Below are 15,246 nucleotides of genomic sequence, written 5' to 3' on the forward strand. Positions count from 1 at the left end.
ATTGGAGATAATTATGATAGAAAATACTGAACTATTGAAAGAGTTTATGGTTAAATGTTTAGAAGAAAAAAAAGCAGAAGATATAGTAGTAATAGATATAAGACAAAAAACTACATTAGCTGAATATATTATTTTTGCAAGCGGGCGTTCAACTAAAAATGTTGGAGCAATTGCTGAATATTTAGCTTTAGAGTTAAAACATCAAGTTAATATCGATACTAATATTGAAGGACTTGGAACATCTGAATGGGTATTAATAGATGCTGGAAATGTATTAGTTAATATTTTCTATCCAGAAACTAGAGAGTATTTTAAGTTGGAAGAGATGTGGAGCAAAAAATAAATTAAAAATATTAGATTTTTTACTGAAAACTACTTAGTGTATTTAAAAAATAATGTATTAATACTTCTAGGGAAAAGGTGTAAATGGAAGAGCATATTCTTATCAATATTATAATTTTAATAGGAACAGCTGTATTTGTTGTAGCAATACTTAAACGCCTTAATCTAAGCCCAGTTTTGGGTTATTTAATTGCAGGAGCAGTAATTGGAGACCATGGATTCAAGATTGTAACATATGATCAAACAAAATTACTAGGAGAATTAGGAGTAGTTTTTTTACTTTTTGCTATAGGTTTAGAATTATCTTTTGAAAGATTAAAGGTAATGAGGCGGTATGTATTTGGTCTTGGCTCACTACAAGTGTTAACTACAGCTATAGTGATTGCTGCCGCTGTTGTACTAATCAGCGGTAATAGTAGTGCTGCAATTATTATTGGAGGTGGTCTTGCTTTATCCTCAACTGCCCTTGTTATGCAAGTTATTGAGGAAAGCCGTAGCCAATCAACTCAACTAGGTCGTATATCCCTAGCTATCTTGTTGTTACAAGATTTAGCAGTTGTGCCATTGCTAGTTATGGTACCACTATTTGCTAGCAATAGTAAAGATTCGTTAGCGATAGCTCTAGGAACAGCTTTGCTTAAGGCTATCATAGCACTACTTGCAATATTTGTTGCAGGTAGAGTATTACTAAGACCTTTATTTGGGTTAATTTCATCGGACAATGGCGATATAAACGAACTACCAATTTCCATGACTCTATTGGTAGTTCTCTCTGCAGCTTGGGCCACGGAATATTTTGGTTTATCGCTTGCTTTAGGAGCTTTTGTTGCAGGTGTTTTGGTTGCAGAGACAGAATTTCGGTTGCAAGCTGAAGAAAGTATATACCCTTTCAAAAGCTTATTGCTAGGGCTATTTTTTATGAGCGTTGGAATGAATATTGACGCTCAAGAAATATACGCTCAAATATCAACTATACTAACTTGTTCTATTGCCTTGATTGTAGTAAAAACACTAATTATTGCCGCCTCTTGCATTTTATTTGGTTTTAATAAAGGAGTAGCCTTGCATGCAGGTTTATTATTATCACAAGGTGGAGAATTTGCTTTTATCTTATTCGGTCTTGGTAAAGAAACTCAGGTTATTAGAGAGAGTACGGCTAATGTTCTGTTATTAGTGGTGACATGTACTATGGCACTAACTCCATTACTGGCAATTTTAGGAAGAAAACTTGCTGAAAGACTTGATAAACAACTTGGCAAGACTCCAATACAAATTATAGAACTTGGAGCAAGAGATTTAACAAACCATATAATAATTGCCGGTTTTGGTAGTGTTGGTAGAATGGTAGCATTAGTATTGGAAGCTGAAGGAATCAATTATATAGCACTAGATGTTAATGACGAGATTGTAAAAGCAGAAACAGCTAATGGCTTTCCAGTTTTTAAAGGAGATGTATCACAGATTGATACGCTAAAAGCTGTGGGAGCAGAAAGGATTTTAACTCTAGTACTTACAATGAATAATAGTGTTACTATCAAAAAATCTCTTCGAACAATTTCAAGTCATTTTCCAGATCTTGAAGTTATTGTAAGATTAAAGAATCTAGAGAAGGCTAGAGAATTTTATGATGCTGGAGCAACAACAATCATACCAGAGAATTATGAGACGGGGTTACAGCTTGGTGGAACAATTTTAAAATTTATTGGTCTTAGTGAATATGAAATAAATCGTATCAAAGGGCAATTTAGATCAGGTAATTATGTAATAGCTAAACGAGATGATGCTTTGCGTGAATTAGAAGAGAATGATTAAGAATAACCATGGCAATCAAGTTACTAAAGCAACAGTCATATATTTTGATTATAATCTTGACCATTACACCTTTACTAACGATAGCTGATAATCAGAAATTGCCGATACCTAGATTTGCCTCAATAAAGGCTAATGAGGTAAATGCTAGAGTTGGTCCTTCGATAAAAACACCTATAGAATGGGTATTTGTTAAAAAAGGTGAACCAGTAGAAATTATTGCAGAATATGAACAATGGAGGCAAATTCGTGATATAAAAGGAGAAGGAGGCTGGGTACATTCAAGTGTATTGTCGGGTAAAAGATCAGTGATTGTGGTAAGTCCTGAATTAGTAGCTCTGACTCAAGTAGCTAATGATCAACATAAAATTGTTGCAAGAGTAAGTAATTATGTCCGTTGCCTACTTAATAAATGCAAACAAGATTATTGTCAGGTGTGCTGCAAGAATTATACTGGATGGCTACCTAAAATAGTATTGTGGGGAGTATATAAGGATGAATACTATATACCATAGTACATTTTTCTATAATCGTCATAGCAAGGGTCTTTAGATGCCGTGGCGATCTAGATAAACAGCGAAGCTTTTTTTTTAGAGTAATGCTTCGCGTATCTTGGATTGCCACGTCGCCGCTTGCAGCGGTTTCTCGCAATGACGGTTAAGGAAAAACTTGATTATTGAGTTTAAATATCGTTGCCACTTGACAGTTTCACCTGCAGTAAATGATGTTGGTTCAGAAATCACCGTAAGATATAATTAAAAAAACTTATTGTTAATTTTAGCTAAGTAATAATTTAAAATTAAAAATGAAGTAATTGTAAAGTTATTTTGGGGTGTTGAAACCTCCATTTAAGAGCGGTAAGCATCAACCGATAAAATGATGCTCTTCGATTTGCCATGGTCGGGGAGATGCTAGCTATGTTCAAGGCTTGGGGGGGGTGTAAACTTCAAGCCTAAAGGCTATCGTAACTGTCTCTTAAAGGTTTTTCGAACTCCCCGATCGCCAAGATATATATAACTTATAAAATTTTCTTTTATCATTTTATCTTTGGCGATCAAAACTCTTAATTATTAAAACATTAGAGAAGGGGGGCGCATATGAACAACCAACAAGCCATTATCTTATTATATTCATCACATGCCCGTTTTGAACTCATAAGGCAATCTTTGATCAATTTTTGTAAAGAAAATAATTTTACAATAATAAAAATTATCGACACACCTAATAAATACGATGACAGTATACTTCGCGAATTAATTTATACAGTAAGCAAACAAAATAATTATAATAGCCCTATCAATCTAATCATCGATGACAGAATATTTGTTATTTCGTAACTTGGGTGGTAATTACTACTTTATTATACCAATTGCAATAATGAACACGGTGTATTTATCCAATCTCTATACATAATTGATTTTACTAAATCTACATTATGAGCAAGTTGATTCCAAGCGTAACAAGCCATAGTAACGATATCTTCATATACACCATAACATTGGTTAGACAAGAAATGATTTTTAATCCATTCCCAAACTTGTTCCATTGCATTAAGTTCCGGTGCATAGGGTGGAAGCGGTATCAAAGTGATATTGCTTGGCACAGTTAGTTTTTTGGCTGTGTGCCAACCTGCATTATCCGTTAGTAAAGCTATATGTCGGTTGCCTTGAATACTGCGAGAAAGCTCTTCTAAGAATTTATTCATTGCCTGTGTGTTTGCATATGGTAAAATTAATGCACAAGCTTCTCCTGTCTCATGGCAAGCAGCTCCGTAAATATATGTTGAAATAAATTGCTGTTGCCGAACTTTACGGGGTCTAGTGCCACGCTTAGCCCATATACGAGTTAAGCTACCTTGTTGCCCAACTCTAGTTTCATCCTGAGACCATATATCAACTTTACATCTATCGATATTTTTTGCTAATAATTTTGTTAACATGTCTGGAAAGTTTTTTTATATCTATTTTGAGTCTCTTGATTTGACTTTGGATGCATTGAACGAGAAGTAATCCAGCTAAAACCAAGGCGGTGCATAGTATTGTAGACTGTTTTTAAAGCACATTTAGCACCATATTCCTCAAGTAACATGATATGTAGCTCTTTTCCAGTTATATACCCACCAGTTTTACTTTTACTGAGCGTATTGATTTTATCAAAAAGAGCAGATTCTTGTATAGTGTTAATCTTCCTAGGGGCACCGCTTCTTTATGATTCAAATAATCCTTCAAAACCATGATTCCTAAATCTTCTGAGCGATGATTGCACGGTTTTCCAGTGTGACTTCACTATTTCAGATATGGCTTTAAAAGATTTGCCTAATTGAAGGTGATACATCGCCAATAAACGTATACGATTTCGACCATGCGGCTCATGTTTCATCATTTTTATAAAATCATGACCATGAAAACCTTGTGGTAATATTAACCTAGCCATTTGAGTACCTTTTATCAGTTAAAAACCCATCTTAGACCACTGCGTTAATTATTGCAATTGGTATTAGAAGCTCAGCTGATTAATAGGCTTTATATTCAAGAAAATATATTGCATACTACCAATACTAAAAAAGATAAATTTGATAATTTTTTAGCAACTGACATAATAACTGAGCATTATTTATTAAAATTCTGTTTCTCATATTTTAACATTATAATGCATGCTGCTAAAGCAACAATAGATTTCGATGATGAAGAATTACATAAAGGCGGCAATGCATAATATATAGAGGCTTTTAAGTGTTTTTGAGACTTTGTACTTGTGTACATGAAAGTTTATCAATCATTTAGATCAACTGCTATTAGCTTCTTTCTTTTCTTTTAGTCTTTCTTCAGCAAGTTTAAGTAAATCTCTATCATCTAATATTTCAACCATTTGTTCGTATAGTTCAGCTGGAACTAAATAAGCCGTTGGTTTATTATGATTCAATAAAGCAATAGGGCTCACCACTAGACTTAGCAAGCAATGCTGTAGGACTTTTCTTAAATTCTGATATACTGGCAGTAAGATTAGTATAAATATGATTCATTGTTATACCATGATTAATATTTAATTATATACCTATTATAGTACTTAATTTAGGTTTTAACAATATTTTAATTTTCCAATTTTTGACAAAGCTAGTTGTTTTTCTGATTGGCTTGATAAAGTTTAAACTCAGCTTTTCCTCAGTTTCTTCAAATCATTTGAGTATATTATATCGAATGCAGGTTATTTAAGAGGTATATTTTTAAAGCCTAAAGAAGTAAGCATATGCATGGTTTCCAGTAGTGGTAATCCCATAATATTTGAGTAAGATCCATATATGCTAGGAACAAAGGCTTCGGCATATCCATGAATTCCGCAGCCGCCTGCTTTGTTGATTCCTTCATCTAGGCTACAGTAAAATTCTATCTCTTGCTGGCTCAATCTTTTAAACTTGACTATGGTTTGCACTAATTTTTGTCGCAGCAGAACTTGTTCAAGAGTCTTTTTTATTATACAGATACCTGTATAAACCCTATGACGCCTTCCAGATAAAATATTAAGGCAATATCTAACATCTTCACTTGTTAAAGCCTTGGGTAGTATTTTTCTACCGTGAACCACAACAGTATCAGCTGCTATAATTATGGCTTCACCACTTATTTTTTTGGCAACAACCTCGGCTTTTTCCTGTGCTAATCTTGTTACCAATTGGTTTGGTAACTCTCGCAAGTACTCTGTTTCATTTATATTAGCAGGAATAATTTGTGTAGGAAATACCTTTATTCTTTTTAGTAATTCAAGCCTTGCAGGTGATTGTGAGGCTAGAACTATAGGTATATTCTGTTGTTTTAAAAAAGTGGATTCTATATTTGACATAAAATATGAAAGACTCTAATGACGGTGGATAACACGACCTTTTGTTAGATCATAAGGCGTCATTTCCACTGTGATTTTATCTCCGACAAGTATCCTAATACGATTCTTACGCATCCTACCAGAAGTATGGGCGATAATAACATGACCATTTTCCAACTTCACTCTAAAAGTTGCGTTAGGCAAAAGCTCAAGGACAACGCCTTCAAAATTAATTAGCTCTTCTTTGCTCATTACAACTTAACTAAATTATAATTTTTAATTTCTAAAATGGCTTGCCGTAGTGGACAATTTCAGAACCACGCTTGACATAAAATTATAGTTATTCAAACGCTTATACACCAATATTGAAAGAATCTACATTAATATAAAAAATTTGCAAGTAATATAAGGATCACCTCACGAAAAAAGATGTAAAAAATAAAGATTTATAAAAAACTACAATTTTTATCGAAAATATGATAAAGATTTAATCTTAAAAATTTTTCACATTCTAATAGTAAACTAAAGAGATTTTAAATGGCTTATATTGTTGGTAATACAGGTAAATGGGAATATGTTATAGGCGTAGAGGTACATGCCCAAATTTCTTCAGAATCCAAGCTTTTCTCTGCTAGTTCCGCCGAATTTGCTGCTCCTCCTAATTCACAAGTATCTTTAATTGATGCAGCAATGCCTGGAATGTTACCAGTATTAAATGAATATTGTGTCCATCAAGCAATTAAGACCGGTCTCGGACTGAAGGCAAAAATCAATCTTAATTCAAGATTTGATCGTAAAAATTACTTTTACCCCGACTTACCGCAAGGATATCAAATCTCGCAATTCTATCATCCAATTGTCCAAGATGGTTATTTAGACATAGTAACTCAGCAGGGAATAACCAAGAAAATTAGAATTAATCGTTTGCATTTAGAACAGGATGCGGGCAAATCTATCCATGATCAATCTCCGTATTATAGTTTCATTGATTTAAACCGGGCTGGTGTAGGATTAATGGAAATTGTTACTGAACCAGACCTTAGCTCACCGGAGGAAACAGCTGAATTTGTTCGTAAACTCAGGGCTTTGTTAAGATATATAGGAAGTTGTGATGGTGATATGGAAAAAGGATCATTACGTTGCGATGCTAATATTTCAGTTAGGCTTCCTGGGAATCCACTCGGAACAAGGTGTGAGATCAAAAACATAAATTCGATTCGTAATATTATGCGGGCAATAGAGTTTGAAGCAAATAGGCAAGTGAATTTAATCGAAAATGGTCAGATAATAATACAGGAGACTAGATTATTTGATGCTGATATTGGTGAAACTAGGACAATGCGTTTAAAAGAAGAATCTCATGACTATAGATATTTTCCTGATCCAGATCTATTACCAATAGTTTTATCTGAGGAGCTGATAGAGCAATTAGCTCGGGAGCTACCGGAACTTCCGGATGCAAAAATTAAAAGATATATTGCAGAATATAGTTTAAACACATATGACGCTGAGGTTCTTGCTGCTGATGAACAGGTAGCATATTATTTCGAAGCAGCAGTGACCTTATGCAATCCTAAGATACTTGCTAATTGGATTATTAGTGAGTTGTTTGGTCAACTTAATAAAAATGTCATTAGCTTAAATGAGTGTAAGATTACCCCAAAAATGCTTGCCCAAATGGTGAAGTTAATAGAAGATGGGGTGATTTCAGGGAAAATTGCCAAAGTAGTTTTTGAAACTATGTTTGAAACTGGCGAGCAACCGGAAAAAATTATTAAAGAAAAGGGCTTAGTGCAAATGTCAGATAGTGCTATACTATCTGCTATAATTGACGAAATATTGTCGGAAAATCCTGATTCTGTTGCTGCTTATAAAAGCGGTAAGGATAAGTTATTTGGCTTTTTTGTAGGACAAGTAATGAAAAAAACTGAAGGCAAGGCCAATCCTAACTTAGTGAATGATTTATTAAAATACTTTCTGCATAAGTCAAAATAGTTGGTGATTTTGTCGTCGAAACTCGCCTTCGCTCTTCACGTACGTTTATGTACGCTGCGGTACTTGGCTTCGTTTCTTCTAAAAATCTCTCAACTATTTTGACTTATGCTAGGTAAGTCTAAAGGAGAGATTACAATAATTAAAATATTGGGTATTGAATCAAGTTGTGATGATACTGGCGTGGCAATAGTCACCTCAGATAAAGAAATTTTGTCAAATGTTGTTATTTCCCAACATCAAGAACACAAGCTTTTTCAAGGGGTAGTACCGGAAATTGCCGCTAGAGCACATTTGCAGAATTTAGAAAAAGCAGTTAGATATGTTTTAGATGAAAGCCATCTTGAGTTATCTGATATAGATGGAATCGCAGCCACTTCCGGTCCTGGCTTGATAGGAGGAGTAATAGTTGGCTCAATGTTTGCTAGGTCCATTGCTAGTGTCTTAAAGAAGCCTTTTATTGCAGTTAACCACTTAGAAGGACATTTACTTACTGCTAGATTAACCAATAAGGCTGAATATCCTTACTTACTTCTATTAGTTTCCGGCGGACATGGTCAATTTGTTGCCGCTTCCTCCCTTGGCAAATATAAAATTTTAGGACAAACTATAGATGATTCGGTTGGAGAGTGTTTTGATAAAGTAGCTAAAATGTTGGGTTTGCCTTTCCCTGGAGGCGTAGAAATTGAGAGAAGAGCAAAATTTGGCGATCCGTCTAAATATATTTTACCAAAGCCCATTATCCATCAAACTGGCTGTAATATGTCGTTTTCAGGTTTAAAGACTGCAGTACGCATATTAATATCCAAATTAGAACCTATAGCTGATCAAGAAATTAATGATATAGCAGCCAGCTTTCAATATGTGGTTGGAGAAATCTTGTCAGTAAAAATGCTTAATAGCTTTAGAATGTATGAAGAATTTATAGGTAAGTCGCTATTGCCACAAAAAACTTGCGTGCTTGCCGGTGGGGTTGCTGCTAATGATTATTTGAGGTCTATACTTAAGTATCAAGCTGCAACTCAAGGATATGCACTTTTACTACCCCCAGCACATTTATGCACTGATAATGCTGCTATGATCGCTTATGCTGGGCTAGAACGTCTACAAAACAATCTTACTGACCGACTCGATTTCTGTCCTAGAGCTAAATGGAGCTTAGAGGATTTATAAAAATGGGTATACTCGATGAAAATCAAGAAATGCGTTGTCGTTGTTCAAGTTCTTCGGTGCTCACGTACTAATGTACGCTCCGCTCCTCGACTTAAACACTCCTAGGTTCTGTTGACAAAAATTATAGTTAGGCAAGAGGAATAAAAAGTTGCCATAGTAAGAAGAAATGGTAGTTTCTAGTTATCAAAAAAAGGAACTACCAATATGAAGTATTACATAGAAGAACAAGCATGGGAAGTAATTTCATCATTTTTTAAGGAAAGAAATGGTATACACAATAAGAATGAAGAAAAAATGATACCAATTGCAATAATTAACACGGTGTATTTATCTAATCTCTATACATAATTGATTTTACTAAATCTACATTATGAGCAAGTTGATTCCAAGCGTAACAAGCCATAGTAACGATATCTTCATATACACCATAACATTGGTTAGACAAGAAATGATTTTTAATCCATTCCCAAACTTGTTCCATTGCATTAAGTTCCGGTGCATAGGGCGGAAGCGGTATCAAAGTGATATTGCTTGGCACAGTTAGTTTTTTGGCTGTGTGCCAACCTGCATTATCTGTTAGTAAAGCTATATGTCGGTTGCCTTGAATACTGCGAGAAAGCTCTTCTAAGAATTTATTCATTGCCTGTGTGTTTGCATATGGTAAAATTAATGCACAAGCTTCTCCTGTCTCATGGCAAGCAGCTCCGTAAATATATGTTGAAATAAATTGCTGTTGCCGAACTTTACGGGGTCTAGTGCCACGCTTAGCCCATATACGAGTTAAGCTACCTTGTTGCCCAACTCTAGTTTCATCCTGAGACCATATATCAACTTTACATCTATCGATATTTTTTGCTAATAATTTTGTTAACATGTCTGGAAAGTTTTTTTATATCTATTTTGAGTCTCTTGATTTGATTTTGGATGCATTGAATGAGAAGTAATCCAGCTAAAACCAAGGCGGTGCATAGTATTGTAGACTGTTTTTAAAGCACATTTAGCACCATATGCCTCAAGTAACATGATATGTAGCTCTTTTCCAGTTATATACCCACCAGTTTTACTTTCACTGAGCGTATTGATTTTATCAAAAATAGCAGACTCTTGTATACTGTTAATCTTCCTAGGGGCACCGCTTCTTTGTGATTCAAATAATCCTTCAAAACCATGATTCCTAAATCTTCTGAGCGATGATTGCACAGTTTTCCAGTGTGACTTCACTATTTCAGATATGGCTTTAAAAGATTTGCCTAATTGAAGGTGATACATCGCCAATAAACGTATACGATTTCGACCATGCGGCTCATGTTTCATCATTTTTATAAAATCATGACCTTCCAAAACCTTGCGGTAATATTAACCTAGCTATTTGAGTACCTATTTATCAGTTAAAAACCCATTTTTTAACACCGTGTTCATTATTGCAATTAGTATTATTAGATAGCTCGAGCTTCTTCCCGGTTTTGAATTTTCTTGAAAAGCGTACTTATTTACAAGATCTTAAAGAAGCTTGCTCACCTGAAATGTTTCTTGAAATTTGGAAGCGTACATTAGTCTCAGAAGGCTGTTTCACTAATGATGAAAAATCTGCTTTCGCCATAGAGTTTGATTTGCCTTTAAAAGACACTACTGCAGACAGTAAAGAACTTGTGAAACCATAATATATTTAGTGATTTCAACATATTTACGCTGCATTTAATACAGCAGTTTGCCGCTTACACGAATTTGGGATAAGAATTTGTCAATTCTTATCCCGAATTGGGGTCACTTGTTATACCATTCTCCCTTACTATGTAAAACAGTCTTGATCTACAACAACGGATTAAGACCATCTCTAGAACAACGCATATGTTGGTGACCTTTGCACAACGATTAATTAAACTTTCTACCGTAGACTCAGCTAAATTACTAGTAAATACAATATCAGATTTTTGGTGTCCTTCATAATTCACAATTCTACCTCAATGATTTAAAGCATGAGGTATTTTCTTGGAATTAATAGATACATTAAATGCCATAGAGACCGATTTTCCAAGTTCTTCCTGTTGCTCTAAAATCTCAGGTAATACTTTCCAATATGATATAGTTACTAGCTTATTTTTACTATTATAGGTAAATGGCTGTGAGCCAAAAGATTTAAAATATTTAGCAGTGAAGCTATCTGCTTTAAAATATAGCTCACTTTCTGCAATAATCCCTATTATCACTCTATCTTTATATATGCCATAACCACCAAACATCGCACGAGTAGTTATTTGACCAAAAGGGGCTAATATATCTTTTATATATTCAATAAATTCATTATTTCTTACAATCTTGTACATACTTTGTACTTTTTATTTTTATAAGCTCATCATACTTTGCTTTAAGCTCATCTAGAGAATAATTACCATCATAATAGCCTTGGATATTAATGATTCTTTCTAAATAAAAATTCAACTGCTCAGCATTACTCTCTAGAATATCATTATCAATTTTTAGGTCTTTCGTAATATAGACCAATACTTGATTTTTGATAGCTGAGCAGTATAATTTAAATTCTTGGATTTTTTTTATAATGATTGGAATATCTTCTGGCTTCATTACTATCAGTGCTACTAACATAACCATTAATATTTCTCCTAGAGACATAATATACCTCTAATATCAGAAAAATGCATTCTTGAAGCGGCTGGTACGAATGCATTTTAATTTATTATCGCTAATAATCTTATTTTTATTGGTATAAAAATAAGATTATTAGCAAATGAAATATTTAACAATCAGGTGTCAAACCGCTTTCAGCCTGATTGTTTACTTTCTCATTCCAATTTCGGATTAATGAAATTAATCCAAAATTGAGGTTTATACTAACTTTTTATGACGATATTTAGGATTAATAATATTTTCACCTGTTGAATTAATCATATAATCATGATAATCTTGGTAATTTCCTTCAAACCACATAGCATTTCCATCTTTATCAAAAGCAATAATATGTGTTGCTATTCTGTCTAAAAACCAACGATCATGGCTTATTACTAATACACATCCAGCAAAATCTAAAATAGCATCTTCTAAGGCTCGTAATGTGTCAACATCAAGATCATTAGATGGTTCATCAAGTAATATAACGTTAGCTCCCTCTTTTAGTAATTTGGCTATATGTACCCTGTTGCGTTCACCCCCAGAAAGTTGTCCTACTTTCTTTTGTTGGTCGCCACCCCTAAAATTAAAGGCTGCACAATAAGCTCGACTTTTCATTGTTCTAGAACCAAGTTGCAACTCTTCAAGACCTGAGGAAATCTCATCCCACACAGTCTTGTTATCATCTAAATCATCTCTTGATTGATCAACGTAACCAAGTTTAACAGTCTGTCCTAATTTAATAGAGCCGTGATTTGGATCAGTCTTGCCAGTGATAATGTTAAATAAAGTAGATTTACCTGCTCCATTTGGACCTATAATACCAACAATAGCTCCTGGAACAACCTTAAAGCTAAAGTCTGATAACAATACCTTATCACCGTATCTCTTCGCTATATGCTCTGCCTCTATAACTAAATCGCCTAGGCGTGGACCATTAGGTATAATAATTGGTGCAGTGCCGGATCTTTGTTCTTTTTGTTTGGTCAACAAATCCTGATAAGCAGTAATTCTAGCCTTACTTTTTGATTGCCTAGCTTTTGGTGATTGACGTATCCATTCAAGTTCTCTTTTTAATTGTTTACTTCTATCATCTTCTTCTTTATCTTCAAGCTCTAATTTTGCTTGCTTTTGCTCAAGCCAAGCAGTGTAATTAGAATGCCATGGAACACATCTACCACGATCCACCTCTAATATCCAATCCGTTACATTATCAAGAAAATATCGATCATGGGTAATAACTACTACAGTACCTTTATAATTTTTTAAATAATTTTCTAGCCAAGATACCGATTCAGCATCTAAATGGTTTGTTGGTTCATCGAGTAATAACATATCAGGCTTTTCTAGTAAAAGTTTACATAACCCAACTCGTCTTTTTTCCCCACCTGAGATTTTTGTAACATCGGCATCTTTATTTGGACACCTTAATGCAAACATAGCAATCTCTATTTCCCTCTCTAAACTCCAAGCATCACAACTATCTATTTTCTCCTGTAGATCAGCCTGTTTTGCTAGAAGTTCGTTCATTGCATCATCTGACATTTCCTCAGCAAATTTATAGCTTATTTCATTAAATTCATCGATTAAAGCTTTCTTATCACTTAAACTTTCCATAATATTATCAAAAACATTTTGAGTAGGATCAAGATGCGGTTCCTGAGCTAAATAGCCAACTCTAACCCCACTAGCTACAAACGCCTCACCGTCATATTCTTTGTCAATACCTGCCATAATTTTTAAAAGAGTAGATTTACCAGCACCATTTGGACCAATAATACCGATTTTTGCCCCTGGTAAGAAAGACAAATACGTTTCCTTTAAAATTTGTTTACCGTTGATGGTCTTACTTAGACCATTCATAACATAAACATATTGATAAGACATAATCCTTAATCCTTTATTTTTGTAATTTATTTGTAGTTTTTAAATAGTTAATAGAACAAATTAACCTTAACTCTTTAAGGAAGCTATATACATACACAACCTAAATATTTTGTTTATTTGCCCAAGTTGTAAATTCAGACATACTAAAAACATCTTTTAAGTTTCCATAAACTTGATCTTTTAACCATTGTAAAGCACCTTTTTTGTAACCATCTCCATCTATAATGATAATAACATTATAAAGACTTTGTTTTCTAACATTTAATATTGTATAAGGGTATTTTTCATCTGCAGAACCGCCTGATTGTTGCCACTTAGATTCAATAACAAGACAATTAGAATGTTTTATAGGATGATATAGAATAAAATCGCATTGCCAAGCGGTATTATAGATAGTTTCTCCTAAATTAAATTGTCTAGTATAGATTGTTGTGCTAATACTTGTGAAGCAATAAATCTAGTCTTGGGAACAAAAACGTAACCTTCCCTAACAAGACGATTATTTATAAATATCTCAAGTTCATTCCCTGTTTTATTTGCAATTGATCCACCTTGTATTTTATTCATAATTTCTAATCAAAACTTCTTCTGTATTTTTTCTTTCATTAGCTTTATAATTGATAGCACGTGGTGCTTCGATAATCTCTATATAAAAATCTTTATACAGATGCTGTATAAACTGAATATTAGAATTTGAAAGCATAAAATATATACCTTTATCGTGTAATTCTTTACATTTTTGATAAAGTTTTATCTGATCTGTTTCTGTAAAATCAAGTTTTGTATATTTAGTAAACGATGTATTATTTATAGGATGATAAGGAGGATCAATATAAACAAAATCACCTGTATTTGGAGAAATCTTACTGAAATCTTGATATTTTATATCAACATTTTGTAATAATTTACTACAAGCTAGTATATTTGTCTCATCAACTATTGCTGGGTTTTTGTATTTCCCCATAGGCACATTAAACTCACCTTTGTTATTAACTCTATACAAACCATTATAACAGGTTTTATTAAGATATATAAAACGTCCAGCAACTTCTATGTCATTATCATTAATAAATTGTTTCCGGATTTTATAGTAATATTCTTCACAATGATTGACTTTATGTTTTGCCAATAGCTTTATCAATTCTTGAGGTTTATTTTTAATCACGGCATATGTAATAACTAAATCTAGGTTTACGTCTGATATAGTCGCACCAGATGGGGCAAGAGCAAACAACAGTGCTCCTCCTCCTATAAATGGTTCATAATAGCTTTTATAAGTTTGCGGTGTTCTTGAGGATAATTCTTTTATTAAACTTCTTTTTCCACCTACCCATTTTACAAATGGTTTTGCTTTATCGTCATTTTCAATTATTATATCATCATTTTTTAGCACATTTTTTCCTATCCTTGATAAGGCTTCATTAAACGATATTCTTAAATTGTTTACTGATTCAATTTGCATAAGAATTTACCAAAATTTCATATGCCAAATATCTTTCGACATTACAAGAATGTTATTAAACATACCACCTATTTTCTGATTCCTCTTTCACCTGTTGTTACCTGAAATAAGCAGTATCTAATTCTTTATCGTTGCCTGAA

Annotated in this window: 21 protein-coding genes and 1 pseudogene; 8 read left to right on the forward strand and 14 right to left on the reverse strand. The window is 33.6% G+C overall.

Features of this window, described 5'->3' with window-relative positions; genetic code table 11:
* Nucleotides 1-13: 13 nt before the first annotated feature.
* From rsfS to ACFE3K_RS07050, 3 genes are all read left to right on the forward strand, one after another.
* A complete protein-coding gene (gene rsfS / locus ACFE3K_RS07040; RefSeq protein WP_341751565.1) occupies nt 14-343 on the forward strand; it encodes a ribosome silencing factor in 330 nt (109 codons plus the stop codon).
* Nucleotides 344-426: 83 nt separating this feature from the next.
* Nucleotides 427-2,154: a cation:proton antiporter gene (locus ACFE3K_RS07045; RefSeq protein ID WP_341748266.1), complete on the forward strand. Its 1,728-nt coding sequence runs from the start codon at nt 427-429 to the stop codon at nt 2,152-2,154.
* Between the two features lie 8 nt (nt 2,155-2,162).
* Nucleotides 2,163-2,666 (forward strand): SH3 domain-containing protein, encoded by a 504-nt coding sequence (locus tag ACFE3K_RS07050; protein ID WP_375358784.1) that lies wholly within the window; start codon nt 2,163-2,165, stop codon nt 2,664-2,666.
* An 845-nt stretch (nt 2,667-3,511) separates the two neighbouring features.
* Here ACFE3K_RS07050 and ACFE3K_RS07055 read toward each other — a convergent pair.
* From ACFE3K_RS07055 to ACFE3K_RS07065, 3 genes are read right to left on the reverse strand one after another with little or no spacing between them, the layout of a single operon-like run.
* Nucleotides 3,512-4,090, reverse strand: coding sequence for an IS630 family transposase (locus tag ACFE3K_RS07055; RefSeq protein ID WP_375358393.1), 579 nt, complete (start codon nt 4,088-4,090; stop codon nt 3,512-3,514).
* Complete coding sequence (locus tag ACFE3K_RS07060) at nt 4,084-4,335, reverse strand: helix-turn-helix domain-containing protein (protein WP_375359515.1); 252 nt, start codon at nt 4,333-4,335, stop codon at nt 4,084-4,086. Before ACFE3K_RS07060 ends, ACFE3K_RS07055 begins: the two co-directional genes overlap by 7 nt.
* A 21-nt stretch (nt 4,336-4,356) precedes the next feature.
* Entirely contained in the window at nt 4,357-4,584 is a 228-nt protein-coding gene (locus tag ACFE3K_RS07065; protein ID WP_375358785.1) for a helix-turn-helix domain-containing protein, read from the reverse strand.
* 51 nt (nt 4,585-4,635) lie between these two features.
* Here ACFE3K_RS07065 and ACFE3K_RS07070 point away from each other — a divergent pair, with 51 nt between their 5' ends.
* Nucleotides 4,636-4,866 carry a hypothetical protein gene (locus ACFE3K_RS07070; RefSeq protein ID WP_375358786.1) on the forward strand — a complete coding sequence of 77 codons (231 nt, stop codon included), beginning with the start codon at nt 4,636-4,638 and terminating at the stop codon, nt 4,864-4,866.
* Nucleotides 4,867-4,922: 56 nt separating this feature from the next.
* Here the strand turns inward: ACFE3K_RS07070 and ACFE3K_RS07075 are convergent.
* From ACFE3K_RS07075 to infA, 3 genes and pseudogenes are all read right to left on the reverse strand, one after another.
* Nucleotides 4,923-5,173: pseudogene (locus tag ACFE3K_RS07075) on the reverse strand (type II toxin-antitoxin system Phd/YefM family antitoxin).
* Nucleotides 5,174-5,355: 182 nt separating this feature from the next.
* Nucleotides 5,356-5,988 carry a Maf family protein gene (locus ACFE3K_RS07080; RefSeq protein WP_341751571.1) on the reverse strand — a complete coding sequence of 211 codons (633 nt, stop codon included), beginning with the start codon at nt 5,986-5,988 and terminating at the stop codon, nt 5,356-5,358.
* A 15-nt stretch (nt 5,989-6,003) separates the two neighbouring features.
* The gene (gene infA, locus ACFE3K_RS07085) at nt 6,004-6,219 is read right to left on the reverse strand and encodes a translation initiation factor IF-1 (RefSeq protein ID WP_375358787.1); all 216 of its coding nucleotides are present in this window, start codon (nt 6,217-6,219) and stop codon (nt 6,004-6,006) included.
* 285 nt (nt 6,220-6,504) lie between these two features.
* On the opposite strand from infA, the gene gatB reads away from it, so the two are divergent.
* From gatB to ACFE3K_RS07100, 3 genes are all read left to right on the forward strand, one after another.
* Nucleotides 6,505-7,962: an Asp-tRNA(Asn)/Glu-tRNA(Gln) amidotransferase subunit GatB gene (gatB, locus tag ACFE3K_RS07090; RefSeq protein WP_375358788.1), complete on the forward strand. Its 1,458-nt coding sequence runs from the start codon at nt 6,505-6,507 to the stop codon at nt 7,960-7,962.
* Nucleotides 7,963-8,097: 135 nt separating this feature from the next.
* On the forward strand, nt 8,098-9,132 hold the full coding sequence (tsaD, locus tag ACFE3K_RS07095; RefSeq protein WP_375359516.1) for a tRNA (adenosine(37)-N6)-threonylcarbamoyltransferase complex transferase subunit TsaD: 1,035 nt from the start codon (nt 8,098-8,100) through the stop codon (nt 9,130-9,132).
* Nucleotides 9,133-9,336: 204 nt separating this feature from the next.
* Nucleotides 9,337-9,480 (forward strand): hypothetical protein, encoded by a 144-nt coding sequence (locus ACFE3K_RS07100; RefSeq protein WP_375358789.1) that lies wholly within the window; start codon nt 9,337-9,339, stop codon nt 9,478-9,480.
* On the opposite strand, the gene ACFE3K_RS07105 is transcribed toward ACFE3K_RS07100, so the two are convergent.
* Entirely contained in the window at nt 9,464-10,006 is a 543-nt protein-coding gene (locus ACFE3K_RS07105; RefSeq protein ID WP_375358790.1) for an IS630 family transposase, read from the reverse strand. The two genes, ACFE3K_RS07100 and ACFE3K_RS07105, sit on opposite strands and share 17 nt — an antisense overlap.
* The gene (locus tag ACFE3K_RS07110) at nt 10,000-10,449 is read right to left on the reverse strand and encodes a helix-turn-helix domain-containing protein (protein ID WP_375358791.1); all 450 of its coding nucleotides are present in this window, start codon (nt 10,447-10,449) and stop codon (nt 10,000-10,002) included. Before ACFE3K_RS07110 ends, ACFE3K_RS07105 begins: the two co-directional genes overlap by 7 nt.
* Nucleotides 10,450-10,553: 104 nt before the next feature.
* Here ACFE3K_RS07110 and ACFE3K_RS07115 point away from each other — a divergent pair, with 104 nt between their 5' ends.
* Nucleotides 10,554-10,793, forward strand: coding sequence for a hypothetical protein (locus ACFE3K_RS07115; RefSeq protein WP_375358792.1), 240 nt, complete (start codon nt 10,554-10,556; stop codon nt 10,791-10,793).
* A gap of 300 nt (nt 10,794-11,093) precedes the next feature.
* On the opposite strand, the gene ACFE3K_RS07120 is transcribed toward ACFE3K_RS07115, so the two are convergent.
* From ACFE3K_RS07120 to ACFE3K_RS07145, 6 genes are all read right to left on the reverse strand, one after another.
* Nucleotides 11,094-11,456, reverse strand: a complete 363-nt coding sequence (locus ACFE3K_RS07120; protein ID WP_375358793.1) for a TfoX/Sxy family protein — start codon at nt 11,454-11,456, stop codon at nt 11,094-11,096.
* Nucleotides 11,434-11,763, reverse strand: coding sequence for a DUF2672 domain-containing protein (locus ACFE3K_RS07125; protein WP_375358794.1), 330 nt, complete (start codon nt 11,761-11,763; stop codon nt 11,434-11,436). The genes ACFE3K_RS07120 and ACFE3K_RS07125 overlap by 23 nt, the downstream gene beginning before the upstream one ends.
* A 213-nt stretch (nt 11,764-11,976) precedes the next feature.
* Nucleotides 11,977-13,644, reverse strand: a complete 1,668-nt coding sequence (gene ettA, locus ACFE3K_RS07130; RefSeq protein WP_375358795.1) for an energy-dependent translational throttle protein EttA — start codon at nt 13,642-13,644, stop codon at nt 11,977-11,979.
* A gap of 100 nt (nt 13,645-13,744) precedes the next feature.
* The gene (locus ACFE3K_RS07135) at nt 13,745-14,101 is read right to left on the reverse strand and encodes a PD-(D/E)XK nuclease superfamily protein (RefSeq protein ID WP_375359517.1); all 357 of its coding nucleotides are present in this window, start codon (nt 14,099-14,101) and stop codon (nt 13,745-13,747) included.
* Nucleotides 14,047-14,211: a hypothetical protein gene (locus ACFE3K_RS07140; protein WP_375359540.1), complete on the reverse strand. Its 165-nt coding sequence runs from the start codon at nt 14,209-14,211 to the stop codon at nt 14,047-14,049. Before ACFE3K_RS07140 ends, ACFE3K_RS07135 begins: the two co-directional genes overlap by 55 nt.
* Nucleotides 14,204-15,106 carry a DNA adenine methylase gene (locus ACFE3K_RS07145; RefSeq protein WP_375358796.1) on the reverse strand — a complete coding sequence of 301 codons (903 nt, stop codon included), beginning with the start codon at nt 15,104-15,106 and terminating at the stop codon, nt 14,204-14,206. Before ACFE3K_RS07145 ends, ACFE3K_RS07140 begins: the two co-directional genes overlap by 8 nt.
* Nucleotides 15,107-15,246 lie beyond the last annotated feature (140 nt).

The organism is Candidatus Tisiphia endosymbiont of Neophilaenus lineatus (genome assembly GCF_964264975.1).
In the GTDB taxonomy this organism is placed as follows: domain Bacteria; phylum Pseudomonadota; class Alphaproteobacteria; order Rickettsiales; family Rickettsiaceae; genus Tisiphia.